This window comes from Geomonas diazotrophica, assembly GCF_018919385.1.
GTDB classification, from domain to species: domain Bacteria; phylum Desulfobacterota; class Desulfuromonadia; order Geobacterales; family Geobacteraceae; genus Geomonas; species Geomonas diazotrophica.
Window position 1 is genome coordinate 1 of the sequence record NZ_JAHLMF010000005.1, and the last position, 25,210, is coordinate 25,210.

Sequence of the window (25,210 nt, forward strand, 5' to 3'; positions counted from 1 at the left end):
TTTTACAATCGCAAGAGGCTACACTCTGCCATTGGCTATTGCTCCCCAGAAGAGTTCGAGCAGCAGGAGTTGAAGATGGCAGCATAAGGGTTTCTAACGTGTCCTCTATTGCGAAGATAGGCCATAGGTCACTTCGCCTACCGCGACGCCCTCACCCCAACCCTCTCCCAACGGGAGAGGGAGTGAACGACACCCTCACCCCAACCCTCTCCCATGGGGAGAGGGAGTGAACGATGCCCAGATGAACGGAAAAAGAATGTCTGATAAAAAACGTGTAGTTGTGGCTATGAGCGGCGGCGTCGATTCTTCGGTGACCGCCGCTCTTCTCAAGGAACAGGGATACGACGTCATGGGGGTCTCGCTGCAGCTTTACGAGCGCCCCGAACAGACGCCGTCCGGCGGAAAGACCTGCTGCTCTCTCACCGACGTGATGGACGCCGCCCGAGTCGCCAAGCGCCTGGGGATCCCCTTCCAGGTGGTTGACCTGCGCCAGCGCTTCCAGGAGCTGGTGATCAACGATTTCATCTCCGAGTACAAGGCGGGACGGACCCCGAACCCCTGCGCCCGCTGCAACGAGAGGATCAAGTTCGGCCTGCTCCTCGAGATGACCGCCTCCTTCGACGCCGACCTCCTCGCCACCGGCCACTACGCCCGCATCGAGGCCGATGCCACCGGGATCTACCGGTTGCGCAAGGGGCACGATCCCCGCAAAGACCAGACCTATTTCCTGTTCGGGATGAACCAGCGGCAACTCGCCCGCACCATCTTCCCGGTGGGTCACCTTGAGAAGCCCGAGGTGCGGCAGCTCGCCACGCGCTTCAACCTGCCGGTGGCACAGAAGCAGGAAAGCCAGGAGATCTGCTTCATCCCCGACAACGACTACGTCCGTTTCCTGGAAGACAGCGGCGTCGCCCCGCGCCCCGGGGAGATCGTGGACCGCGACGGCAACATCCTTGGGCGCCACGACGGCATCCACCGCTTCACCGTGGGACAACGGCGTGGCCTGGGCATCGCCTGGAAAAAACCGCTCTACGTGACCGGAATCGACACCGCAAACGCGCAGGTGGTGGTCGGCCCGAAAGAAGAGCTGCAAACGAGCCACCTTTTCGCTGACCAGCTTACCTGGACCGACACGCCCATCACCGGCAGCTTCCGCGGCAGCTGCAGCATCCGTTACCGCCAGCAACCGGTACCGTGCCGCGCCGAGCTGTGCCAGGACGGCAGGCTGCGGGTGGAATTCGACACCCCGCAGGGAGGGGTCACGCCGGGACAGGCAGCGGTGCTCTACGACGGGGACTCCGTAGTCGGAGGGGGCTGGATCCTCTAGGCGGTTGCCGCCGCTCAGCCCAGGCGGCGGAAGGACGAGGCCTTGATCACGGCGTAGACCTCGTTTCGCGCCTGGATGGCCAGATCGTCTGCCGCCTGCACCACCACCTCCGCGATCAGCGTTTCGTGCCCGCAGCGCAGTTCCACACCCACCTTGTTACCCGAGGGGAAGGTATCCATGACGGTGCACTTCAGGAGGTTGCGGGCACTGACCGCCTCCGGATGCCTGGTGAACAGGATGATGTCCCTCGACGAGAGCTCGAACACCGCCATCGGCTCGTCGTCCCCCGCCGAAACGAAGAGTTCCTCCATCCCCCACCGGTACACGTACAGCCCACCCATCTTGCGCAGTTTCTCCACCTGCAACAGGTTGATGTAGCCCACCTGGCTCTGCCCCATCCGATCCCGGGCCAGCTGTTCCGGCGTGGTCTGTCCGAGCACCCTCCCCCCAGCCATGGCGAGCACTTGGTCGGTGAGAAGCCGAATCTCGAGCAGAGAATGAGAAATGAAAAGATAGGGGATCCGGAACTTTTCGCTGGCGCGTTTCAAGTAGTGGATGACCTGCAGCTTGAGACCGTCGTCAAGCGCGGACAAGGACTCGTCCATGAGCAGCAGGCGCGGGTTGGCAAGGATGGCCCGCCCCAGCGCGACCCTCTGCTTCTCCCCTCCCGAAAGCCGGTTCACCCCACGGTCGAGTAGGCCGTCCAACTTGAGGACCGAAACAAGCGCCTTCACGTCGATCTGCCGGTGCCGGACCGGGCAGCGCCGGTAACCGTAGAGGAGGTTCGACTCCACGCTGAGATGCGGGAACAGGCAGCTGTCCTGGAACACGATAGACACCCTGCGCTGCTGCGGAGGGAGATCGATGCCGCGCTCGCTGCTGAAGAGGCATTCTCCGTCGAGCACGATCTCACCCTCGTCAGGCTCGATAAGTCCGGCGATCAGGCTGACCAGGGTCGACTTGCCGCTTCCCGAGACGCCAAACACGCCAACCTGCTCCCCGGCCACGGTAAAGTCGGTCTTCAGATCGAAGGCACCGGCGAAATTCTTGGAAACCTCCACGCGCAGTTCCATCATTGCCTCCTGGCCAGTTTCCTGGTGAGGCTCTCGTGAACCAGGAGCACCAGTACCGAAATGGAGATGGCGACGCCGCAAAGGACCAGCGCGGCCTCCTCGCCCCCCGGCGACCCCGCATAATCGTAGATGGCCAGAGGGATGGTCCGGGTGACGCCGGGGATGTTCCCGGCGACGATGATGGTCGCCCCGAACTCGCCCATGCTGCGTGCGAACATCAGCGACGAGCCGGCAACGATGCCGGTGCGGGACAGCGGAAGGATCACGGTCACCAGCGAGTCCAGGGGTCCGGCCCCGAGCGTGCGCGAGGCCTGGATCAGGCGACCGTCGATGGACTCCATGGCAAGGCGGATGGAGCGCACCAGCAGGGGGAAACCGACCAAGGCGGAAGCGAGCACGGCCGCCTTCCAGGTGAAAATCAGGCGCATCCCCAGCGGCTCCAAGAGGGGAGCGAGCCAACCGTTTTTCCCAAGGGCGACCAGGAGCAGGTACCCCATGACCACGGGGGGCAAGGTGAGCGGGAGGTTGACCATGACCTCGAGGAGCACCTTGGCCCTGAACTTGAAAAAGGTCATCAGGTAGGCGTAGAGAAAGCCGAAGGGGAGGCTGACCAGCGTTGCGGTGAACGCGACCTTGATGGAGAGGACTATGGCATCGATATCGGGACTGCTCAGGGCGGGCATGGGGTCACCTCTCTGTGATGCCCTCCCGTAGCAGGTTCCATTCCAGATACGGTAAACGCCGCAAGTCGCACAACCACGGCGCTTCCGATCTGAGCCGCGGCACGGAGACAGCAGAGGTCCGGGATGAAAATGCTGAAATTTAGGGCACACAGGCCGCGCCGCAGGCAGGGCAATAAAAAAGGGCGGCCCTCGCAACGGCCGCCCTCCCCTTTCCTGTCTGTAGATGTCCAGGCTAGCCGGCCACCTTGAACTGATCCATGATCCGCTCCAGGTCCTTCACGCAGACGGTGAGCTGTGAAGCCTGCTCGGCGCAGTGGTGCGAACCTTCGGCGGTGCTTTGCACCAGGTCCGTGATCTGCCTGATGTTGCCGCTGATCATGCCGGTGGTGGCGGTCTGTTCCTCGGCGGCCTGTGCGATCTGAACGATCTCGCCGGCGACGACGTTCACTTGGTCCAGGATCTCGCGCAGCGCCGTGCTCGACTTGGTCGCCTCGCTGGTGCCGGCTTCCACCTCGTGCACCCCCTCCTCCATGGCGACCACGACCCCTCTGGTTTCCTGCTGGATGGTCTTGATCATGTCGCCGATCTCGCGGGTCGCCTTGGTGGTCCGCTCGGCGAGCGCCCGCACCTCGTCGGCTACAACAGCAAAGCCGCGCCCCTGTTCGCCGGCGCGGGCCGCCTCGATGGCTGCATTCAGCGCCAGGAGGTTGGTCTGGTCAGCGATATCCTCTATGGTGCCGATGATCTGGCCGATCTGGTCGCTGCGCTGCCCCAACTGCTCCACGGTCCCCGAAAGCCCCTTGACCCGCTCCGCAATCTGCTCCATCACCGTAATCGTGCCCGCGACCACGGCGACGCCGGTCTCGGCGATGCTGCTGGTACAACGCGAGTTCTCCGCGGCATGCTGGCAGTTGCGGGATATCTCGTGCGAGGTGGCCGCCATCTCTTCGCTCGCGGTGGCCATAGTGACCGATTCGCCGGCGGCATGCCCGGCGTTACTTGCGATCTGCTCCGATGCAACCGAAAGCTGGTCCGCCGCGCCGACCAGGGTTGCTGAAGTGGCGTGGAGCTGCCGCATCACCTCGCTGAACCTTTCCACCATGGTCTTGAGGCTGATCATCATGCTCCTGACACTGCCGCCCCCCTGGACCGAGACCTCGACTGAAAGGTCCCCCGTCGCGATGCGGTCCATTACGGAGGTACAGGCGACGAAGGTGTTGTGGATATTTTTGATGATGAAGGCACTCAAAACGACGCAGCCGAGGATGACGGCGAGGCAGAGCGCCACGAGCAGCATGGTGGAGCGGCTAAGTTCCTCCCCGGTGCTCTTTTCCAGCGCGGCCCCGTTGGCGTTGGTTACGCTGACGAGCTTGTCGATGCTGGCCCGGTGCTGTTCATAGAGTGCCGAGAGGGTCGTTAAGGACTGGTTGGCCTTGGCCTGATCCGCGGCCAGGAGCGCAGGGAAGAACTCGGCCTGGGCAACCTGGTAGAACTGCGCGGCGGGACGGTAGGATGCGCCTACCATCAGCTGTTTTTCCTCCCCGTCTTTGAGCTCCTTGCCCCAATAGGCGTGGCGCTCGTCGTACTCCCCTTTCAGCTTTTTGAACGAATCCTGCAGCGACCTGATCCTGCCCTGATCGGTCTCCCGCGCTGCCTGGAGCACCACCAGGTACGACTCGATGATGTATTCCGGCGGGGGGAGGATATCCGCCACCAGGTCCTTTCCCTGCACGAGCTCGTTGTAGATCGGCCCGTTCACCTTCACCCGGTTGATGATGGAGTACGCGGTAACGGAAACGAAAGCAAGACCTATGACGCAGACAAGGGCGAGGAAAACGATCTGCTGCAGCACGCTGAAACGGGAGATGGAGGATTGCCTCATCGCACACCTCAATAAGGGGGTAATCAATGGTAACCCTACCTGTATCGGCATCGCTGCACACAGCTTTAGCGCTAAGAAGGTGCAGGCGGCATCGGCCGCGGCGATCTGATTGGGGGAGACTGCTTGGGGAGGAGAGTGGGGTAGCGGGCCGGGGAAGATCAGGCGCCGTTGGCCAGATGGGTGCCGCGCAGCAGGTCGCGGCTCTCTTGTTCGCCCAGCACCGACTCGACCACGGCGTACCCCGCCACCAGCATGTCCCAAAGATGCTCACCGCGATGGGCATCGGTACCAAGGCATGAGTACAAGCCGTGCCGCAGGAACAGCAGGGCGCGTTCGCGCACCTCGTAGCCGTAATAGCCGGCAAAGCTCCCGAGGTTCCCCTGGAACCTGCAGCCGAGCCGCTTGAGCGCCACGATTTCCGAATCCCCCATCTGGTGCTCGGGCTCCTTGCTGAACACCAGGGAAAGCGCGGCCCGGAACCCGCCTCCCGCTGTTGCCGGGTCAAAGGCGGCACAGCGCTCCGGGTGTGCTATCAACGGGGCAAGGCCGTGCCGGGAAAAGGTTTGCACCATGGGGCGCAGCAGCTCGGTGCCTGCATGAAAAGGGACTTCCACGAGCAGGTACCGCGAAGTTCCCGCCCTCAGTGCTCCCGGCAGCATTTCCGGAAGGTACTGGTCCAGGTAGTGCTCGTTGCCGGGTACCAGGCGCAGGGGGATGCCCTCCTCGTCGAGCCGGCGCTGCATGATGTGTACGGCGCGAATGACGCGGGCGGGTTCGTTCTCATAACCGCCGCGAATGAGATGCGGCGTACAATGAACCGTGGCAAAGCCGAAGCTGCAGAGTGTGCGCGCCATATCGAGCGACTCTCTCAGGTCCACGGCGCCGTCATCGAGTGCGGGCAGCAGATGGCAGTGATAATCGATGAAGTCGGAACTCATGAAACATTCTGTAACACCTGTGTGCCGTCAAGTCAAAGCCCCGCAACATTACAATACTCTCACAGACACGTCTTCGCCGCTCACTGACCCTATCCCCCGCCTTGCCATCAGCAACGACCCCTGTAGAATTATCACTTGTGCAAGGAGGTACTGTGGAGAAGACCTTCCTGAAAACGTCGCGGCTGAACCAGTTCCTGGAGACCTTGCGCCTCTTCGGCGAGTTGCACGGCCCCACCGTCTCCGAAAGCGGAGTGCACCGCTTCTCGCAGCTGCACGACCCCGCGGAGCTGCAGCTCGACTACCGCCGCACCCAGATCCCCCCCAAGAAATACCTGCTCCCCTTCAGGGAGGAGATCCTCCACTACGCCTCGGGCAGCTACAGTGAGGGATATGCCGGCGCCGGCGACCTCGTCCTGTTCGGCGTCCACAGCTGCGACCTGGAAGGGATCGCGTACCTGGACCGCGTTTTCCTCGCCGAACCCGTCGACACCGGCTACGCGACGCGCAGGTCACGCCTGACCCTGATCGGTATCTCCTGCGAACCTGACGATTTCTGTTTTTGCACGGAAGGAATGGAGTCTTCCTCCTGCGACCTCTTCCTGGACGCCGTGGCAGACGGTTTCCGCCTGAGCAGTCACAGCGCCAGGGGAACGGCACTCCTCACCGCGGCAGAGCAGCTTCTGGAAGAGGGGCCGCCTCCGGCTCCACGCCCTTCGGGGCCCCGTCTCCTGCCGCAGGACCCGCAACTCCGTTTTTCGGAGCACCCGCTCTGGCGGAGGTTCGCCTCCACCTGTGTCTCCTGCGGGGCCTGCTCGGTCTGCTGTCCCACCTGCTACTGCTTCGACGTGCGCGAGTATCCTTCCCTTTCCGGAGGCGGCACGCGGATCAGGGAGTGGGACAACTGCCTGTTCGCCAGCCACGGCGAGGTCGCGGGTGCCAACTTCCGCCCGGACCGTCTGGACCGGCTGCGCTACCGCTTCCTGCACAAGTACTGCGGCTTCACCCCGCTGCAGGGGATCACCTCCTGCGTCGGCTGCGGGCGCTGCAAGGAGGTCTGCCCGGTGGGCATCGACCTGCGCGAACTGACCGCGCCACCCGAGCGGGAGGAACGATGAAAAAGGCCCAGCACACGCCCCACATCCCCTTCGCCGCGCGCCTGCTCGAGCGCAGGGACCTCTCGGAAGATACCACCCTGTTCCGCATAGCCCCCGAGGAGGGGGCACTCGCCGAACTCTCCTCATTCGTTCCCGGGCAGTTCGTGCAGCTATCGGTGCCGGGAGCCGGGGAAATCCCGATCTCGCCGGCGGACCTCCCCGCGCCTGACGGCACCCTGGAACTGTGCGTGCGCCGCGTAGGCCACGTCACGGAACTGCTCCACAAACAGCAGACCGGGGCCAGGTTGGGGATCCGCGGTCCCTTCGGAAGCGGTTTCCCGCTACGGGAAATGGCCGGCCGGCCGGTCCTGCTCCTGGCCGGGGGACTGGGGATCGCGCCGCTTCGTTCGCTCCTCATGCACCTTTTACGGCAAAGAAGCAGCTACGGCGAAGTCACCCTCATGTACGGCGCCAAGCAGCCCCGGCTCATGCTGTTCAGGGAGGAGTTGACAGCCCTAGCCGCCACGGGCGGGCTGCGGCTCTACCTGACCGTGGACTTCGCGCCGGAGACCTCGGAGGGCGAATACTCCTGCGCGATCGGCCTGCTGCCGGACCTCCTGAAGGGATTCCGCTTCGATGCCGTCAACACCTATGCCGCGGTCTGCGGTCCCCCTCCCCTGTACCGCTGCCTGGTCACCGACCTCGAGCGCGCGGGCGTTGCGGCCGAGCGCATCCTGCTCAGCCTGGAGCGCAGGATGCGTTGCGGTATTGGACGCTGCTGCCACTGCGCCCTGGGGCAGAAACTTTGCTGCGTGGACGGGCCCGTGTTCCGGGCCAGCGAACTCAAAGGGATACCGGAGGCGTTGTGAGACGAATGAAACTCGCCATAACCGGGCTCACGGCTTGCTCGGGGTGCCAGCTCACCCTGTTGAACTGCGAGGATGAGCTCCCCGAACTGCTGGGGCACTGCGAACTCGTCTACTTCCCCCTCGCGGAAAGCGGCAACGTGCTCGATGTGCAGTTTGACGCCGCCATCGTGGAGGGGGCCGTCTCCACCCCCAAGGACCTGGAGCTTCTGTTCAAGCTCAGAAACGCCAGCACACACCTGGTCGCCTACGGCACCTGCGCGCTCTTTGGCGGCGTCGCCGCCATGAACAACAGGGTCAGCACGAGACGGGAGCTGCTGCGGTCAGTATTCGGCGCCGGGGAGAAACTGCCGGAGAGCTTCCCGCCCGTTCCCCTGGCCAACTTCGTCAGCGTGGACGCGGCCGTCACCGGCTGCCCGCCGGAGAAGCAGGAGATCATGGAGCTTGTGGTCGCCCTGGCGGCGGGAACCCTCCCCCCTGCACGGTCCTACCCGGTCTGTACCGAGTGCCGCAGCCACGAAAACCTCTGCCTGCTGCTGGAAAAAAGGGAACTCTGCCTTGGTCCCGTGGTGCAGGGTGGCTGCAACGCTCGCTGCCCGGCCACCGGCATCGTCTGCGAGGGGTGCCGCGGACCGGTGCGCGAGGCCAACGTTGCCCAGGAGCTGGAACTCCTCCTGGAGCGAGGGTTCGGCAGGGACGAGATCGAACGCAGGATGAGCCGTTTCAAACCGGAGTGGGACTATGGGAAGCGTAGTTGAGATAGCGCCTCTGACCAGGCTGGAAGGTCACGGCAGCGTCCGGGTGTACCGGGAGGGACGCCGGGTGGAGCGGGTCGAGCTGCAGTTCATCGATTCGCCTCGCCTCTTCGAGGCGCTTCTTTTGGGGAAGAGCTTTGCCGAGGTGCCGGAAATCATCTGCCGCATCTGCGCGCTCTGTTCCACGGTGCACAAGGTGACCGCGCTCCTCGCGGTGGAGGACGCCTTCGGGGTCGAGGTCTCCGAGGTGACCGCCCTCACGCGGGAGCTCATGCTGCAGGCAGGGATGATCCAGGACCACGCCCTGCACCTGTACTGCCTGGTGCTGCCCGACCTTTTGGGGGTGCGTGGCGTGGCCGAACTGGCCCGGGTGGCTCCGGACCTTTTGAAAACAGGGCTGGCGATCAAGAAGGTTGGCAACCAGATTACGGAAACGGCGGGAGGACGGCTCATCCATCCGGTCAACATCCGGCTCGGGGGGCTAGGGCGCAGTCTGACCCGGAACGAACTGGCGAGGCTTAGGGACGAGCTGCAAAAGGTGCTGCCGGCGGCGCAGGAGGCGCATCGGCTCTTCAACACCCCCTTCCCTTTCCCCGAGCTTCCCACACCTGACTTCCTCGTCCTGCAACCGGCTGAACACCCGCTGGGGGCGCAGGCTTGCAGCATGGTCGGCCGCGCATCGTTCCCGCTGCGGGATTACCGGCAGCACATAGAGGAAACGGTCCTTGACTACTCCAACGCCAAGCTCTCCAGGGTGCACGGCAAGGAGGCCACCGTGGGCGCCCTGGCCCGGCTCAACCTCCACCCCGACCTGGAAGGGGGCGCCGGCGCGTTGTTCAAATCCCACAAGCAGGAACTGGTGGGGAAGGACATGCGGGGCAACAACCTGGCCCAAGCCATCGAAATGTACCACGCCACCGAGCGGGCGCTGCGCCTGATCGACCGCCTCATCGAACTGGGACCGCGGCAGGAGGAAACGGCCGCGCCTTCACCCCGCGCAGCGACGGGTTGCGCTGCCTGCGAGGCTCCCCGCGGGGTCCTGATCCACAGCTACTCGTTCGACTCGCAAGGGATCTGCACCATGGCCGACGTCATCACCCCCACCGCCCTGAACCAGGGGGCCCTGGCCCGCGACCTGCTGGCTTTGGCCCGCGGCATGGAAGGGGAAGAGACCAACCGTATGACAACGGCGCTGGAGCGGCTCATCCGCTGCTACGATCCCTGCATCTCCTGCTCCGTTCACGTGCTGTCACTCTAGCAGCATCCCACGTGGGTGCTACGCCACAGGACCTGACATTCATCGTGCACCTCACTGCTGCAACGTTCGTTGCTACTTGCGCCTTGCACTCCCATAAAAATCAAGGGCAACTGTCATACCAACAACCGGTGAAAGTGGTCAGACAGGCATTGGTCGAATCTCACTCAAAGAGGCAAAGCCGGCGAAATGACAGCCGCTTTACCCATTAGCAAAACCGACAAAAAGTGCTATTTATCAGCATCTTAGATCAGATGAAATTAATCTCATGTCAGTCTTGACAGTCATAAAGGGATTGCTAAACTTGGGTCAAGCTTACGCATGTGAATGCGAGCGGCTCTGGAATACTCGTTGCGCATCCGTTTGGGTCCCTGACTACCTTTATTATCAAGATGTCCCTGGTTTCAGTCGTGGTGAGCAAGCCCTCAACAAGGCAGAGGGAAGCCTGAAGCGTCTCACCGGGGTATGTTGCGACACTGGTCAGTAATCCATGCCCCCCGTAGCGGTATTCCGGAGCGAATTAAAAAATTGGCGTTACTCGGGACAACGCTGAAAGCGACTTATCTCATCCGCCAGGCGGCTGCGCTTGAAAAAGGGAAGCCGACCGGTACGCGCTGCGGGGACGCACCGACCACGCAGCACCGGCCGTGAAGCTTTACCGACGGATTGGTAGAAAGTGCCCCGATGCAACGCCAATGCAGGGAAAAGGCCCATGGTCAAACATGGGCCTTTTTTAGTGCCAGCCCCCCTTGTCCAGGGGTACACGCCCTGAACAACGGGCATGGAGCTCGAGAACGGATGGGCTTTCATCTAAGTAGCTATATTGTTGGGATAAAAAATGTCACACATCTTCCACAATTGCTGTGGAAAACTCTGTGGGTAACGTGGGGTGGAGGGGAAAAAATCGACGTGACGATCGCTAATGATAGCGTTTTGCCTACTTTTTAAGCAGCGGGATTGAGCGCAGCAAAAAGGGCGCGGCCAACGCCACGCCCTTACCCGCCCGCATCCCGACCAGGCTCAAGCTCCCCTCGCCCTCCGGGAGAGGGGCGGGGGTGAAGGGCCCAGTCCTTTGTCAAAGGAAGCAGCTACCCCTTCAGTCCGGCCTCCAGGTTGGGGTAGAGCAGCGTGATCCCGAGTTCTTTCAGAATCTTGCTGCTGTCGACGATGCGTCCCTCTGAGAAGTATGAGATCATGAGCGGGGTCATTACCTGCCGCGCCTCGGCCAAGGTAACCTGCCTGGGCCTGGGGAGCCCCAGCCTGTCGGCTGCGGCGTTGAAGTACGCCGTCATGGTGCTCGGAGCCCCGTCGCTCACGTTGAAGACCGCCCCGTCCTTACCCCGCTCGAGCGCAGCCAGGCAGATGCGGGATAGGTCGTCGGCGTGGATCCTGTTGCTGGGGAGCGCCTCCTGTTCCCGGAGCACCGGCTGCCCGGTGGTGAGTTGGGTGACCGGCAGGCGGTCGGCCGCGTAGATGGCGGTCACCCTGAGTACGACCACGGCAACTCCGCGCTCGCGCCCCCAGGCCTGCAGAAGACGCTCGGCGTGCAGGCGCCTTTTGCCGCGTGCGGTCTGGGGAACCGGCTCAGTCTCCTCGGTCACCACCTCGCTCCCCCCGCCGTAGACGCCGCTGGTGCTGATGTAGACCACCTTGGCGGGCTCGTCCCCCGCGGCGATGCCGGACAGGAAGTTGCGCATCCTGGTGTCTTCTATGCCGCCTCCCGGCGGCGGTGCGAGGTAGATCACACCCGCGCCACGGGTGGGAAGACCGCGCAAGGTATCAGGCTCGTCCAGGTTTCCCGTTTGGTGCCGTACCCCGGACAGCGGGGCTTCACCCCTGTTGAAGGTGCAGACGTCCATCCCCCGCGCGAGTGCCAGTGCGGCCACCCGACGGCCGACGGCACCGCAGCCTACGATCAGTAATGGTTCCATGTAGAGCCCCCTTTGGCACGTGATTCTCCTGCAGCAGCCGCTGCAGCCCTCCCTTTCTACCAGAAACCCCGCCGCGGTGTCAGCAAAAAACCCGCCCCCCCTTGCCCGGTCCGGCTACCGTTTTGTAAATATGTTTTAATATGCTATGGTTTTGCTTTCTCGGAGAAACGGCATGAAATACCGCGCGGTCACCTGCATAGCACTGCTGCTGTTCACCGGACTGGCCACCGGGGCGCTGATGCCCACGCCGCCGACGATCCAGATAGAACAGGAGGAGTACTTGGAAGCTGACGACTGGTTCCAGGCCGGCGTCGAGCTGAACAGCGAGGGGAACTACCGCGAGGCAACCGAGGCCTTCAGCAGGAGCGTCGCCCTCGCCCCGAGCAACGCTCTGGCCTGGCTCAACCTTGGAACGACCCAGGCCTTGAGCGGCGACTACACCCGCGGTATCGACTCCCTCAAGAAATCGGTACAGCTGGATCCTTCATTGGCTCTTGCCTATTCCAACCTCGGCGAGGTCTGTTTCAGGGCGGACCGATACGATGAAGCCGTCGAAGCCTATACCATCTTACTGAAGCTGTGGCCGGGCAATGCCAATGCACTGTACAAGCTCGGACTGTCACATCTGCTGCTCGACGAAACGGAGAAGGCACAGGGAGACTACCTTTCTTTGAAAATAGTGGACCCGGAACTGGCAGAAAAGCTGCGTCATGCGATAATTCAGGGTGCCGGCAATTGAGGGAGGGCACCATGCGTTATTCGCCTTTGCTTACCGATCTGTACGAACTCACCATGCTGGCGGGATACCTGGACCAGGGCATGCACGAGCGTCCCGCCGCCTTCGACCTCTTCTTTCGCCACAACCCGTTCCATGGCGGTTACGCGGTGTTCGCCGGGCTCGACACCGCCTTGTCCTACCTCGAAGAACTCTCGTTCAATGACGAAGAGCTCGGCTACCTGGAGAGTCTCAATATCTTCAAACCCGCCTTTCTCTCCTATCTCTCGAATTTCAGCTTCAGGGGAAGCATCACGGCGCCCCCCGAGGGAACGGTGGTCTTCGGAAGGGAGCCGCTCCTCACCGTCGAGGGAGGGCTCGCCGAGGCGCAGTTCGTTGAGACGGCACTTTTGAACATCATCAACTTCCAGACCCTGGCCGCCACCAAGGCGGCCCGCATCAAGCTCGCCGCCGGCGACGCCACCGTGCTCGAATTCGGGCTGCGTCGGGCCCAGGGGCCGGACGGCGGGCTGTCCGGTGCCAGGGCCGCCTACATCGGCGGGGTGCGCTCCACCAGCAACGTGCTTGCCGGCATGCGCTACGGCATCCCCGTGCGCGGCACCCATGCCCACAGCTGGATCATGGCATTCCCGGACGAGCTCAGCGCGTTCCGCTGCTACGCCAAGGAATTCCCCGACAGCTGCATCCTCCTGATCGACACCTACGACACCTTGAAATGCGGACTCCCCAACGCGCTCATCGTGGCCCGCGAACTGAAGGAGCAGGGCCACGACTTGGTCGGCGTGCGCATCGACTCGGGCGATCTCGCCTACCTCTCCCGCCAGGTGCGCGCAGCCTTCGACGAGGCCGGCTTCACCAAGGTGAAAATCGTCGCATCAAACGAGCTGGACGAAAACGTGATCGACTCGATGCGCCGGGAGGGGAGCAGGATCGACATCTACGGAGTCGGCACCCGCCTGGCCACCTGCGCCGGCGAGGGAGGAGGCGCCCTGGGGGGGGTCTACAAGCTGGTGCTCATGGACGGGGAACCGAAGCTCAAACTGACCAGCGACCTGGCCAAGGCGACGCTGCCCGGCCGCAAGAAGGTGCTGCGCGCGGTGGCACCGGACGGTTCCTTCATCCTGGACCTGATCGCGCTGCAGGACGAGGAGATCCTCCCTGGAACAGTGGTCTTCGACCCGGCCAATCCGGTGCAGCACGTCCGGATTCCGGAAAAGGCGCGCCTGGTCGACCTGCGGCGCAAGGTGATGGAAAAGGGCAAAAGGTGCGTCCCGACGCCGGACCTCGAGAGCTGCGCCGACCTGGCCGCGGAACAGCTGAAACTGCTGCCCGAAGGTAGCCTCCGCCTGGTCAACCCGCACACCTACAAGGTTTCCATCAGTTCCGGCGTCAACACGCTGCGTCTGAAGCTGATGAACCGGATCCAGAACAAATACCGCAGCTAACGCCGGGGGGGCACGAGAGCGGCCCGTCACCGGCAAAGGAGGCTCGCGATGCTACGCAGAGGCGCCCTTCTCGTGGTTGATGTACAGCTCGACTTCTGCCCTGGGGGCGCACTCGCGGTCCCGGAGGGGGACCAGGTGGTGCCGCCGCTCAACCGTTATCTCGAACTCTTCAAACAGAGTAGCGCGCCGGTCTTCGCTTCCCGGGACTGGCACCCGGCGCAGAGCAAGCACTTCAAGGAACAGGGGGGGGTCTGGCCGCCCCACTGCGTCCAGGGGTCGGCCGGCGCGGAGTTCCATCCCGGGTTGCTGCTCCCGGAGGGGACCATCGTCATCTCCAAGGGGATGTCCAGCTGGGACAACGGCTATTCCGCGCTCCAGGGGGTCACCGAAAACGGGACCCCGTTCGCGATGCTGCTGCGGCGCATGGAAATGGACCGGCTCTACGTCGGGGGGCTGGCTACCGATTACTGCGTGAAGGAGTCCGTACTGGAGGCGCTCAAGGAGGGTTTCGCGGTGACGGTGCTTACTGACGCCATACGCGGGGTCGAGGTGGAGCCCGGGGATTCGGAGCGCGCGCTGCAAGAGATGTGGGGAGCGGGAGCCGAGCAGGCCACCTTCGCGTCGGTCCGCGGCGACCTGCAGGCAAAAGTCGCCTCCCGCCCCCCTTCCAGAACCGACTGAACAGGCATTTCGCCCTACCTTTTTATACCTGCGCCATACAAAAATATGCTCCCGGCAAAATTCCATAACGAGGGGGCATTTTTTTTTGACAGCGGGTTGGAAACGCGCTAGATTACGGCACATTAAAAACTGCTAGCGCGGAGCCTACGATGATTAAGACCAACAATCTCAAGGTAAAAAGCATCACCCCCATAATTGCACCGACCGATCTGAGGCAGGTCTTTCCGATCTCGGAGCAGTCCAGTACCTGCGTGAGCGAAAGCCGCGCGGCGATCTCCAATATACTGAGGGGCGCGGACAAGCGGCTCATGGTGGTGGTCGGCCCCTGCTCCATCCACGACCCCAAGGGCGCCCTGGAGTATGCCGAGAAGCTGGCCGCCCTCTCCAAGGAAGTTTCCGAGGAACTCCTCTTGATCATGCGCGTCTATTTCGAGAAACCGCGCACCACCGTCGGCTGGAAGGGGCTCATCAACGACCCCGGCATGGACGGGACCCACCTCATCTCCAAGGGGCTCGGCATTGCCCGCGGACTTTTGTGCAAGGTGACCGAGATGGGGCTCCCCGTCGCGACCGAGATGCTCGATCCCATCACCCCCGAATACCTGGCCGATCTCCTCTCCTGGGGTGCCATCGGCGCGAGGACCACGGAGTCCCAGACCCACCGCGAGATGGCCAGCGGCCTCTCCTTCCCCATCGGGTTCAAAAACGGCACCGACGGCAACCTGCAGATCGCCATCGACGCCATGAAGGCCGCGCTGCATTCGCACAGCTTCCTGGGCATCAACCGTGACGGCCTCACCTCCATCATCCAGACCACCGGCAACCCGGACGTGCACATGGTGCTGCGTGGCGGCAACAAAAAGCCGAACTACTCGCCGGAGGACATCGCCAAGTCCGAGGAGATGCTCGCCAAGGCCGGGCTGAACCCGACCCTGATGGTTGATTGCAGCCACGGCAACTCGGAGAAGAAATACGAGCGCCAGCCCGAGGTGCTGAATAGCGTCGTCGACCAGATCGTGGCCGGCAACCGCTCCATCTCCGGCGTCATGATCGAGAGCTACCTGAAGGAGGGGAACCAGCCGATGCCGAAGAACCTCGCCGAGCTCACCTACGGCGTCTCCATCACCGACAGCTGCATCAGTTGGGAGACCACGGAAAAGGCGCTGCGCGAAGCGCACCGGAGGCTGAAGGCCTGCGGCGGGAGGAAGCTCGCCTAACCCGGAACAGGGAGGACGTCGAGGTAACGACACCGTAGGGGCGAATAATTATTCGCCCAGCGCAGGTGCCCCCAGGATGTCTCCCAGGTATCAACCGCCGTGGTGGCACGAATAAGGGGCGAACGGTTACTCGCCCCTAAACAGAATTTGCAGTATCAAACAATGAAAAAGACCCCCGAGCTTGCGCCGGGGGCCTTTTCTTTTCCTGCTCTTCTATCCTGCCTTACTTCGCGGTGATCAGGTAGAGCGGCTTCACGAAGGTCGCCTCGGTGGCTTTCCTTACCTCTTCCACGACGTCCGCGGGGACGGCGGAGTCGAGCGACAGGATGACCATCGCCTCCCCCTTCTTCTCACGACGCCCCAGGTTCATGGCGGCGATGTTGATCTCGTGCTTGCCGAGAATGGTGCCGATCTTGCCGATGATGCCCGGACGGTCACCGTACGCCATGAGCAGCATGTGCTCCTCCGGACGGAAGTCCATCTGGTAGTCGCGCAGCTTGACGATGCGGGGAACCCCCTCGAACACGGTGCCGGAGATCAGGCGCTTCTCGCCCGGCCCCTCGATGGTTATCGTGATCAGGTTGGAGAAGTCCTCGGAGTTCTTGGTCTTCACCTCTTCGACCACGGTGCCCATGCTGTCGGCCACGAGCTGCGCGTTCACCATGTTCACTTCCTGCTCCACCCTGCGGTTCAACAGGGAAGCGAGGCCGCAGACGGTGATCGGGGTGCAGTCGTACTGCGCCAGGCCGCCGGTGTAGGTGAAGGTGATTTTGTTCAGGTTGGTGTCGACCAGCTGGATGATGAAGTCCGCCAGCACGTTCACCAGGTTCAGGTAGGGACGCATCTGCCCCATGAGGGAGGCGTCGAACTTGGGGATGTTGATGGCGTTCTCGATGGGCTGCTCGTCCATGTAGCGCAGGATTTCCTTGGCCACGTCGACGGCGACGTTTACCTGCGCCTCGAAGGTGTTGGCACCCAGGTGCGGGGTGACCACCATCTTCTCGTGGCCGATCAGTTTCTTCAAGGTCTCGGAGTCGGGCGGCTCCTGGCTCCAGACGTCGAAGGCGGCGCCGGCGACGCGACCGGAGTCGAGGGCTTCCAGCATCGCCTCTTCGTTGATGATGCCGCCGCGCGCTGCGTTGATGATGATGACCCCGTCCTTCATGGCGGCCAGTTCCTTCTTGCCGATCATGTTGTGGGTCTCGCTGGTGAGCGGGGTGTGGACGGTGATGATGTCGCAGTTCTTGATGATCTCGTCGAGGGTGACCAGTTTGACGCCAAGGTCATGAGCGCGTTTCTCGGCGATGTACGGGTCGCAGGCGAGCACTTCACATTCGAAGGCCTTGAGGCGGGTGGCGACGCGGCCGCCGACCTTGCCCAGGCCGATGACGCCGGCTGTCCTTCCCTTCAGCTCGTAGCCGGTGAAAGGAGCGCGTTTCCAGGCGCCCCCCTTGAGGGAGCCATTGGCCTTGGTGACGTTGCGGCAGAAAGAAAGCAAAAGCGCCATGGCGTGTTCGGCCGCGCTGTTGGTGTTGCCGAAGGGTGCGTTCACAACGATGACACCCTTGGCGGAGGCGTAGTCGACATCGACGTTGTCGACTCCTACGCCGGCGCGGGCGACGAGCTTCAGGTTGGTCGCATGGTCGAGCAGGGGCTTGTCCACGGTGGTGCCGCTTCTGGTGATGATAACGTCGTAATCACCAATGATCGAGTAAAGCTCCTCCTTCTTAAGTCCCAGCTTGATGTCCATCTGCACGCGCGGGTCGCGCTGCAAAATCGCCAGTCCTTCGTGAGCCACCTCATCGGTTACGATAATCTTCATTGCCACTCCTTTGTTTGGGTTAGAAACAAGTTCTAAGTTCTACGTGCTACGTGCTACGTCTGCGTTCGAGTTTCCTGCTGCTTCAGATCGGGTGTGGATGCTTGGCCAACTGGATGAAACGGCGCACCTTGTCCGGATCCTTCTTGCCGGGAGACGCTTCGACCCCGCTGGAGACGTCCACCCCGTAGGGCCGAACCCGCCTCACCGCCTCGGCAACGTTCTCGGGGGTGAGCCCTCCGGCCAGCACGATGCGGCCATGCTCCTTTGCGGCGATGGCGCAGTCCCAGTCGAAGACCTCGCCGGTACCGCCGTAGGCGTTGGGCGAATAGGCGTCGAGCAGGTAGGCGGCAACCCGGTACTCGGAAAGAGGGGTCAGGCTCTCGGGCCCGCGCACGCGGAACGCCTTCATCACCCTGCGCTTTATCAATCGGCAGTATTCCGGGCTTTCCTCGCCGTGCAACTGTACGATGTCCAGGCCGCAGCAATCGGCGGTGCTGTTGACCACGTCGAGATCCGCGTTGACGAAAAGGCCGACCACCTGGACGAAAGGAGGAAGCTTGGCGATGATCTTCTGCGCGGCCTCCGCTCCGATGAAGCGGGGAGACTTGTCGAAGAAGACGAAACCCAGGGCGTCAGCCCCGGCATCGACGGCCATCAGAGCATCGTCCTCCGATGTTATGCCACAAATCTTGACCTTTGTCATGCGCGTATACCCTTAAAATTACTCAACTTCCACAGTCAAGACCGCAGGCCGCGGAGAAAATCAGAGGAGGTCCGAGAAATCAGAAACCCCTGTCGGGGTGAGAACCCGTCGGGTGCCCTCCCCTTTCGGCGCTCAGGTTGCTACCGAGGCGCTTCCCTACAGAGACACCTTGGGGAGCCTCTCCAGGGACTGGCGGATCAGCTCCGCGGGGTACTCGAAGTCCTCCAGCTGACCGGAGAGATAGGCGTCGTAGGCGCCCATGTCGAGCTGGCCGTGACCGGAGAGCCCGAAAAGGATGGTCTTCTCCTTCCCCTCTTCCTTGGCAAACACCGCCTCATCGATGGCGGCGCGCAACGCGTGGGAGGATTCCGGGGCGGGGACGATCCCCTCGGTCCTGGCGAAGAGGAGCGCCCCCTCGAAGCAGGCGTTCTGCTTGTAGGCCTTGGCCTCGATCTCGCCTGCGTGGTAGAGCTGCGAGATGAGCGCCGACTCGCCGTGGTAGCGCAGGCCGCCGGCATGGATCCCCGGCGGCATGAAGTCGTGCCCCAGGGTGTACATCTTGGTGATGGGAGCTAGCTTCGCGGTGTCGCCGTAATCGAAGGCGTAGACCCCCTTGGTGAGTGTCGGGCAGGAGGCAGGCTCCACGGCCAGGCAGCGCACCTTCTTCCCATTGGCGCGATCCATGAGGAACGGGAAGGTGAGCCCGGCGAAGTTGGAACCGCCGCCGCAGCAGGCGATGACCACATCCGGGTAATCCTGGGCCAGCGCCATCTGCTCCTTCGCCTCAAGGCCGATCACGGTCTGGTGCAGGCAGACGTGGTTCAGGACGCTCCCCAGCGCGTAGTTGGTGTCATCGTGGGTGGCGGCATCCTCGACCGCCTCGGAGATGGCGATGCCAAGGCTCCCCAGGTTGTCCGGGTCGTGGGCCAGGATGCTGCGCCCGGCGTTGGTTAACTCGGAGGGGGACGGGATCACCGTGGCGCCCCAAAGCTGCATCATGCTCTTGCGGTAGGGCTTTTGCGTGCAGGAGACCTTCACCATGTAGATGGTGCATTCCAGGCCGAACATGGAGCAGGCCAGGGCGAGCGAGCTCCCCCACTGGCCGGCGCCGGTCTCGGTGGCCAGCCTGCGGATGCCGGCCTGCTTGTTGTACCAGGCCTGCGGGATGGCGCTGTTGGGCTTGTGGGAGCCGGCCGGCGAAACGCCCTCGTACTTGTAGTAGATCTTGGCCGGCGTCTGCAGCGCCTGCTCGAGCCGGTGCGCCCTGAACAGCGGCGACGGACGCCAGATACGGTACTTCTCGCGGACCTCGTCGGGGATGTCGATCCAGCGCTGGTTGGACATCTCCTGCTCGATGAGGGCCATCGGGAAAATCGGGGTCATGTCCTCCGGTGTCACCGGCTTCAGGGTGACCGGGTTGATCACCGGCTGCAGCGGACCCGGCATGTCGGGGATTATGTTGTACCACTGTTTCGGGATGCGGGACTCGTCAAGCAAGAACTTGGTATTCATAGCCACTCCTTTGTCAGATGGAACATGAAATCACATTGGATTTAGCGCTGCCCTCTACCCCAGCAGCTCGCTTAGTTTGGCCCCCACGTCCGGCTCGCGCATCATGGACTCGCCGATCAGGAAGGCGTGCAACCCCTTCTCGGTGAGGCGCACGATCTCGGAGCGGGTGTTGATGCCGCTCTCGGCGACGATGATCCTGCCGGCCGGGATCCGGGCCGCCAGGCGTTCCGATGTCGCAATATCCACCTGGAAGGTGCGCAGGTCGCGGTTGTTGATGCCGATCATGCTGCAGTCGGTCTGCAGCGCCATCTCCAGCTCCTTCTCGTCGTGCACCTCGAGGAGCACGTCCATGGAGAGTTCTTTAGCAAGGCAGTGGAAATCGCGCAACTGCGGCACGTCGAGCATGGCGGCGATGAGCAGGATGGCGTCTGCGCCGGCGGCCCGGGCCTGGTAGATCTGGTAGGGATCGAAGATGAAATCCTTGCGCAAAAGCGGCAGCGAGACCTGCTCGCGGATCAGCGCCAGGTAGCTTAGGTGCCCCATGAAGAAGTGCTCGTCGGTGAGTACGGAGAGGCAGGTGGCGCCGTTGTCCTGGTAGGTGATCGCGATCTGCAGCGGGTCGAAGTCTGCCCTGATCAGCCCCTTGGAGGGGGATCCCTTTTTCACCTCGGCGATGATGGGGGTCCAGCCGGAGCCAAGCGCGTTGAGGATGGCGTTCTGGAAACCGCGCGGGGTGTCTTCGAGGTCGGCCAAGCGGTCCATGATCTCGTTCAGCGGAACCGCACGCATGGCGGCCTCGAGCTCGCCCTGCTTGTAGTCGACTATCTTTCTGAGTACGTCGGGTACCTGGGTCATCTGCTATTGCACCTCGTTGGTCAGGGCCACCAGCCGTTCCAGTTGCTTCAGGCTGCGCCCGGAGTCGATGGTCTCGGCGGCAAGCCTGATCCCTTCCTTGATGTCGGCAGCCTTGCCGGTGGCCACGAGGGCGAAGGCCGCGTTCAAAAGGACTATGCGCCGTTTGGCGCCGTCCTTGCCGGAGAGGATCTCCCTGACGATGACCGCGTTGCCCTGGGCGTCGCCGCCGTGCAGTTCGGCAAGCGGCGCGCGCTCCAGCCCGAACTGCTCGGGGGTGACCTTGTACACCTTGACCCCGTCGGCGCTGACCTCGGCGATGGTGCTTTCTCCGGTCAGGGTCACCTCGTCCATGCCGTCGCTGCCGTGCACCACGTAGCCGCGGCGGCAGCCGAGCTTTTTCAACACCTGTGCCAGCTTCTCGACCAGTTCCTCGCGGTAGACCCCCAGGACCTGGCAGTCCGCGCCGGCCGGGTTGGTGAGCGGGCCCAGGATGTTGAAGATGGTGCGGACGCCGATCTCGCGACGGGGGCCGATGGCGTGTTTCATGGCGCCGTGGAGCGCGGGGGCGAACAGGAAGCCGATGCCGATCTCGGAGATGCAGCGTTCCACCGTTTCGGGGGTGACGTCGAGGTTGACGCCCAGCGCCTCGAGGACGTCGGCGGAACCGCAGGAGGAGGAGACGGCGCGGTTGCCGTGCTTGGCGACCTTGACGCCGCAGGCGGAAACGATGAAGGCGACAGTGGTGGAGATGTTGAAGGAGTTGGTGCCGGAACCGCCGGTGCCGCAGGTATCGAGGATGGTCTCGCGGTCGAGGTTGATGTCGTCGCGGTCGATGCCGAGGACGCTCTTGCCGACCCGGATGGGAAGGGCTCTATCGCGCATGACCCGTGCCGCACCGGTGATCTCGTCGACGGTCTCTCCCTTCATCCTGAGGGCGGTGATGAAGGCGGCGATCTGGGCCGGGGTCGCCCCGCCGGACATGATCTGGTCCATCACCTCGATCATCTCAGCCTCGCTGAGGTTCTCCCGCTCCACGACGCGTGCAATGGCCCTACGAATCATAGCAACTCCTTCCAAACGGAATTCAAAGAAACAAAGGTAAAAGGGTGTCGGGTGCCCTAAGGGCGGATGAGGGATGTCCTGCACGCTTGGCGCGGATGCCGGCGCCCTCACACTAACCCTCTCCCGGGGAGAGAGGGAACTGTCAGCACTACCTGGACATCTTCAAGAAGTTCCTCAAAAGATCCATCCCCCCCTCGGTGAGGATCGACTCCGGGTGGAACTGCACCCCCCAGATGGGGAGCGTGCGGTGCCGCATTCCCATGATCTCCCCCTCTGCGACCCAGGCGGTTATCTCCAACTCGGCCGGAAGCGTGTCGCGTTCCACGATGAGGGAGTGGTAACGGGTCGCGGCGAACGGGTTCGGGAGCCCCTCGAAGAGCCCCTTGCCGTCGTGCAGGATCGGCGATGTCTTGCCGTGCATCAGCGTCGCGCTCTTGACGATAGTGCCGCCGAAGGCGTACCCGATGGACTGGTGACCAAGGCAGACGCCAAGGATGGGGATCTTGCCGGCGAAATGGCGGATGACCTCGACCGAGATGCCAGCCTCCGCCGGAGAGCAGGGACCGGGGGAGATGACGATACGATCGGGGGCAAGAGCCTCGATCTCGGCGATGGTGATCTTGTCGTTGCGATAGACCTTGACCTCCTCACCCAACTCGCCCAAATACTGCACGATGTTGTAGGTGAAGGAGTCGTAGTTGTCGATCATGAGGAGCATAGCTGGGACCCGCCGCAGTCGAGGAGCCGGCAGGAAAGCGCCGGGAACCCCACTCATTTGCTGTAAATTTGAAAGAGGAAAATATAAAGGTTTCGCGCCCAAAACTCAAGAAAATCCGACAGGAAAAGCATAAAAAGGGGTGACGTACCGGGGCCCGGAAGGAGAAAAACGGCATTACCCCAGCGGCATGGGAGGAAACATTTGTCCTGGTCAAAACAATATTTACCGAGGCTAGCTCGTTGGACGCCTGTTCCAGGCGAGCCAATAGAAGCCAAGGTCGCGCAGCAGGTTGCTGAAGGAGTCGAAATCGACCGGTTTGGTAAGGTAGGAGTTGGCGTAGTGATCATAGGCCTGGGCCAGATCGCGCTCCGCGGCTGAGGTGGTCAGTATCACGACCGGAATGGATTTGAGTTGATCCGATCCCTTCACCTGCTTCAGCACCTCGATGCCGTCGACCTTGGGGAGACGCAGGTCCAGGAGCACCAGGTGCGGGCGGGGATAGGCAGTTGCGTCAGCGAACCGGCCGCGGTTGTTGAGATAGTCCAGGGCGGCTTCTCCGTCCTCGACGTGGAACAGGCGGTTGACCAGTCCTGCATCGCTCAGGTTGCGCATCGCCAGTTCGGCGTGGTCGGGGTTGTCCTCGACGAGCAGGATACACAACGGTTCGCCTTCTATCATATTTCGCTCCTTTCAACGGGGGCCGGATGCATAGGGAGAGTTCATCGTACCCTCTGCATCCCATTCACCCCCTTCATCCCTGTTTGTTCGGGTCGGGAGGGCGGGTGCCCAGCGTGAAGCAGAAGGTGCTCCCCTGCCCCGCTCCTTCCGATTCCACCCAAAGCTTTCCGCCATGAAACTCAACGATGCGCCGCGCGAGGGCCAGGCCGATCCCGGTCCCTTCCGAGCGCGCGTCCAACTGGTTGAAGAGCCCGAAGATCGTTTCGTGGTACTGGGCCGCCACCCCGACGCCGTTGTCCCGCACCGTGAACACCGGCCCATCCGCCCCCTCGCGCACACCGATGTCGATGCGGGGCTTATGCTGCTCTCCCCTGTACTTGATGGCGTTCTCCACGAGGTTTTGGAGCACCTCACCGATGCGGGGCTGGTCCCCCCACACCCTGGGGAGGTCAGGCGGCAGCACCACCTCCACGCCGGCCTGCTGGATGGGCCCGGAAAGCTGGCCAAGCACGTCCCCTGCCAGATGGTTCATGTCGATGAGCGAGGGGGCGTTGACGATCCGTCCGATGCGTGAAAGTTCGAGCAGGTCGCCCAAAAGGGCGGACATCTTGTCGGCAGCCCCCATGATGCGACGCACATCGCCGTCGAGCCTCTGCAGGTTACCGCCCTCGATGTCCTTCAGCACCGCGCCGGCGAACCCCTTGATGGTGATGAGCGGGCTCTTTAGGTCGTGGGATACGGTGTAGGTGAAGCGCTCCAGCTCGGCGTTCTTCGCCTCCAGCTCCGCTTCGCGCTCCACGCGCTCGCGCACTTCCTTCTCCAAAAGTTCGGCCTGCTCATGCAGGGCCTGGCTGGCGAGCTTGCGGTCGGTGATGTCGCGGTTACTGCCGCGGATACCGTTTTCCGCACCGCTTGAGGTATAGACCAGCCGGCAGACGTGGGCGATCCAGCGCACCTCGCCGTCCTTCCTGATGATGCGGAAGTCCAGGGGCTTTGGGGTGCCGCGGAATGAGTCGCTGACGTGGCTTTGGTAGTGCTGCAGGTCTTCGGGGTGGACGATGCGGTGCAAAAGGTCGGGATCGGCGTAAAACTCCTCCCGGCTGTAGCCGGAAAGCTCCTCGCAGGAGGGTGATACGTAACGGAAGGCGTGGTCCGGCCCCTGCCAGTACTCCCAACCCTCCGTGTAGTCCGCCACGGTCCGGTAACGCTCCTCGCGCTCCTCGATCACGCGCGCGCTGCGGCTGAGAACACGCGCCCCGGTGCCGATCAGCCCCACCCCCAGGAGCCAGATGAAGCCGTGGCTCACCGCTGCCCCGGTAATCACGTCACCCATCACCGCCGCATCAACCTCCAGCGGCACCGAGGCGCTGACCCCGCCCCTGATGACACCGACACGGTATCCCTGGGCGGCGTGGCACTTAAGACAGGGGGTGTCGGTCACGAAGGGGCGCATCAGCCTCATGTAGGGGCGGCCGCCCATCTCCTGTACCTCGCTCACCTCCTTCACCCCGGTCTCGAAGAGCTTTAACGCCTTGGCCTCCCACGGGTCGGGCAGGTTTTCCGGCCGGATCGGCTTGAGGCTCGTGATGTGACCGCGCACCAGGTTCTTCTGGCTGTCGGCGAGCTCGAACACCTGCCGGGTCATGTAGGCCGGGTTCACCAGCGTCAACGCCTTCCCCGATGGGGTGGTGACGTCGCGCTCCGGAATATGGTTCAGGTAAGGGTTTGGAGGACTGAGGTCGGAGGCGGGAACGTAGACCCCGCCATGCAGCGTGGCCCAGCGCCGGTACAGGGTGTCTTTCTCGAAGGTGGCACGCGCCTCGGCGCGGGCGATGGCCAGCACCGTCTGCTGCTCTCCGCGGTAGAACCAGTAGAAGGAGAAAGCAATCCCCGCGCTCCAGAAAAGCACGAGGACCAGGGCGAAGCGGCGTATCTTGTGGAACTGGGTGACCATGCCGGCTATCTCTCCATGCGGAT

23 protein-coding genes and 1 other RNA gene are annotated in these 25,210 nt (G+C 62.9%); 11 read left to right on the top strand and 13 right to left on the bottom strand.

The features are described 5' to 3' along the window. The coding region (locus KOM00_RS20990) for an IS3 family transposase (RefSeq protein ID WP_407931680.1) at positions 1-87 on the top strand (87 nt) is incomplete at its 5' end. A 169-nt stretch (positions 88-256) separates the two neighbouring features. Further along, on the top strand, positions 257-1,327 hold the full coding sequence (gene mnmA, locus KOM00_RS05995; RefSeq protein WP_216497935.1) for a tRNA 2-thiouridine(34) synthase MnmA: 1,071 nt from the start codon (positions 257-259) through the stop codon (positions 1,325-1,327). 14 nt (positions 1,328-1,341) lie between these two features. Here the strand turns inward: mnmA and modC are convergent, their stop codons facing one another. From modC to KOM00_RS06015, 4 genes are all read right to left on the bottom strand, one after another. Further along, positions 1,342-2,400, bottom strand: a complete 1,059-nt coding sequence (modC, locus tag KOM00_RS06000) for a molybdenum ABC transporter ATP-binding protein (RefSeq protein ID WP_216497936.1) — start codon at positions 2,398-2,400, stop codon at positions 1,342-1,344. After that, positions 2,400-3,083: a molybdate ABC transporter permease subunit gene (gene modB, locus KOM00_RS06005; RefSeq protein WP_216497937.1), complete on the bottom strand. Its 684-nt coding sequence runs from the start codon at positions 3,081-3,083 to the stop codon at positions 2,400-2,402. The genes modC and modB overlap by 1 nt, the downstream gene beginning before the upstream one ends. 232 nt (positions 3,084-3,315) lie before the next feature. Continuing rightward, entirely contained in the window at positions 3,316-4,965 is a 1,650-nt protein-coding gene (locus KOM00_RS06010) for a methyl-accepting chemotaxis protein (RefSeq protein WP_236026780.1), read from the bottom strand. Between the two features lie 158 nt (positions 4,966-5,123). Further along, positions 5,124-5,903, bottom strand: a complete 780-nt coding sequence (locus KOM00_RS06015; protein ID WP_216497938.1) for a tyrosine-protein phosphatase — start codon at positions 5,901-5,903, stop codon at positions 5,124-5,126. Positions 5,904-6,055: 152 nt separating this feature from the next. Here KOM00_RS06015 and KOM00_RS06020 point away from each other — a divergent pair, with 152 nt between their 5' ends. The 5 genes from KOM00_RS06020 to ssrS all read left to right on the top strand — a co-directional run bounded on the left by KOM00_RS06020 (position 6,056) and on the right by ssrS (position 10,394). Next, positions 6,056-7,018 (top strand): 4Fe-4S dicluster domain-containing protein, encoded by a 963-nt coding sequence (locus KOM00_RS06020; RefSeq protein ID WP_216497939.1) that lies wholly within the window; start codon positions 6,056-6,058, stop codon positions 7,016-7,018. Next, entirely contained in the window at positions 7,015-7,866 is an 852-nt protein-coding gene (locus KOM00_RS06025; RefSeq protein ID WP_216497940.1) for an FAD/NAD(P)-binding protein, read from the top strand. Before KOM00_RS06020 ends, KOM00_RS06025 begins: the two co-directional genes overlap by 4 nt. 5 nt (positions 7,867-7,871) lie before the next feature. Further along, positions 7,872-8,621 carry an NADH-quinone oxidoreductase subunit B family protein gene (locus KOM00_RS06030; protein WP_236026794.1) on the top strand — a complete coding sequence of 250 codons (750 nt, stop codon included), beginning with the start codon at positions 7,872-7,874 and terminating at the stop codon, positions 8,619-8,621. Continuing rightward, positions 8,605-9,876, top strand: a complete 1,272-nt coding sequence (locus KOM00_RS06035) for a Ni/Fe hydrogenase subunit alpha (protein WP_216497942.1) — start codon at positions 8,605-8,607, stop codon at positions 9,874-9,876. The genes KOM00_RS06030 and KOM00_RS06035 overlap by 17 nt, the downstream gene beginning before the upstream one ends. 330 nt (positions 9,877-10,206) lie before the next feature. Continuing rightward, positions 10,207-10,394: non-coding RNA, 6S RNA (ssrS, locus tag KOM00_RS21135), on the top strand. Positions 10,395-10,961: 567 nt separating this feature from the next. Here ssrS and KOM00_RS06040 read toward each other — a convergent pair. Then, the gene (locus tag KOM00_RS06040; protein ID WP_216497943.1) at positions 10,962-11,804 is read right to left on the bottom strand and encodes an NAD-dependent epimerase/dehydratase family protein; all 843 of its coding nucleotides are present in this window, start codon (positions 11,802-11,804) and stop codon (positions 10,962-10,964) included. 172 nt (positions 11,805-11,976) lie between these two features. Between KOM00_RS06040 and KOM00_RS06045 the strand changes: the two genes are divergently transcribed. The 4 genes from KOM00_RS06045 (at position 11,977) to KOM00_RS06060 (ending at position 15,883) form a co-directional block, all read left to right on the top strand. After that, the gene (locus tag KOM00_RS06045) at positions 11,977-12,543 is read left to right on the top strand and encodes a tetratricopeptide repeat protein (protein ID WP_216497944.1); all 567 of its coding nucleotides are present in this window, start codon (positions 11,977-11,979) and stop codon (positions 12,541-12,543) included. 11 nt (positions 12,544-12,554) lie between these two features. Continuing rightward, the gene (locus KOM00_RS06050) at positions 12,555-13,985 is read left to right on the top strand and encodes a nicotinate phosphoribosyltransferase (RefSeq protein ID WP_216497945.1); all 1,431 of its coding nucleotides are present in this window, start codon (positions 12,555-12,557) and stop codon (positions 13,983-13,985) included. Positions 13,986-14,033: 48 nt separating this feature from the next. Further along, positions 14,034-14,666 (top strand): nicotinamidase, encoded by a 633-nt coding sequence (locus tag KOM00_RS06055; protein WP_216497946.1) that lies wholly within the window; start codon positions 14,034-14,036, stop codon positions 14,664-14,666. 149 nt (positions 14,667-14,815) lie between these two features. Then, entirely contained in the window at positions 14,816-15,883 is a 1,068-nt protein-coding gene (locus tag KOM00_RS06060; RefSeq protein WP_216497947.1) for a 3-deoxy-7-phosphoheptulonate synthase, read from the top strand. Between the two features lie 223 nt (positions 15,884-16,106). On the opposite strand, the gene serA is transcribed toward KOM00_RS06060, so the two are convergent. From serA to KOM00_RS06100, 8 genes are all read right to left on the bottom strand, one after another. After that, positions 16,107-17,705, bottom strand: coding sequence for a phosphoglycerate dehydrogenase (gene serA, locus KOM00_RS06065; RefSeq protein WP_216497948.1), 1,599 nt, complete (start codon positions 17,703-17,705; stop codon positions 16,107-16,109). A gap of 82 nt (positions 17,706-17,787) precedes the next feature. After that, positions 17,788-18,408 carry a phosphoribosylanthranilate isomerase gene (locus KOM00_RS06070; protein ID WP_216497949.1) on the bottom strand — a complete coding sequence of 207 codons (621 nt, stop codon included), beginning with the start codon at positions 18,406-18,408 and terminating at the stop codon, positions 17,788-17,790. Between the two features lie 156 nt (positions 18,409-18,564). Then, the gene (locus tag KOM00_RS06075; protein WP_216497950.1) at positions 18,565-19,920 is read right to left on the bottom strand and encodes a TrpB-like pyridoxal phosphate-dependent enzyme; all 1,356 of its coding nucleotides are present in this window, start codon (positions 19,918-19,920) and stop codon (positions 18,565-18,567) included. Between the two features lie 54 nt (positions 19,921-19,974). Next, on the bottom strand, positions 19,975-20,775 hold the full coding sequence (gene trpC / locus KOM00_RS06080) for an indole-3-glycerol phosphate synthase TrpC (RefSeq protein ID WP_216497951.1): 801 nt from the start codon (positions 20,773-20,775) through the stop codon (positions 19,975-19,977). Between the two features lie 3 nt (positions 20,776-20,778). After that, the gene (gene trpD / locus KOM00_RS06085) at positions 20,779-21,837 is read right to left on the bottom strand and encodes an anthranilate phosphoribosyltransferase (RefSeq protein ID WP_216497952.1); all 1,059 of its coding nucleotides are present in this window, start codon (positions 21,835-21,837) and stop codon (positions 20,779-20,781) included. Between the two features lie 148 nt (positions 21,838-21,985). Then, the gene (locus KOM00_RS06090; RefSeq protein WP_216497953.1) at positions 21,986-22,555 is read right to left on the bottom strand and encodes an anthranilate synthase component II; all 570 of its coding nucleotides are present in this window, start codon (positions 22,553-22,555) and stop codon (positions 21,986-21,988) included. 231 nt (positions 22,556-22,786) lie between these two features. After that, positions 22,787-23,233, bottom strand: coding sequence for a response regulator (locus KOM00_RS06095; RefSeq protein ID WP_216497954.1), 447 nt, complete (start codon positions 23,231-23,233; stop codon positions 22,787-22,789). A gap of 73 nt (positions 23,234-23,306) precedes the next feature. Beyond that, positions 23,307-25,187, bottom strand: coding sequence for an ATP-binding protein (locus tag KOM00_RS06100; protein WP_216497955.1), 1,881 nt, complete (start codon positions 25,185-25,187; stop codon positions 23,307-23,309). Positions 25,188-25,210: the final 23 nt, after the last annotated feature.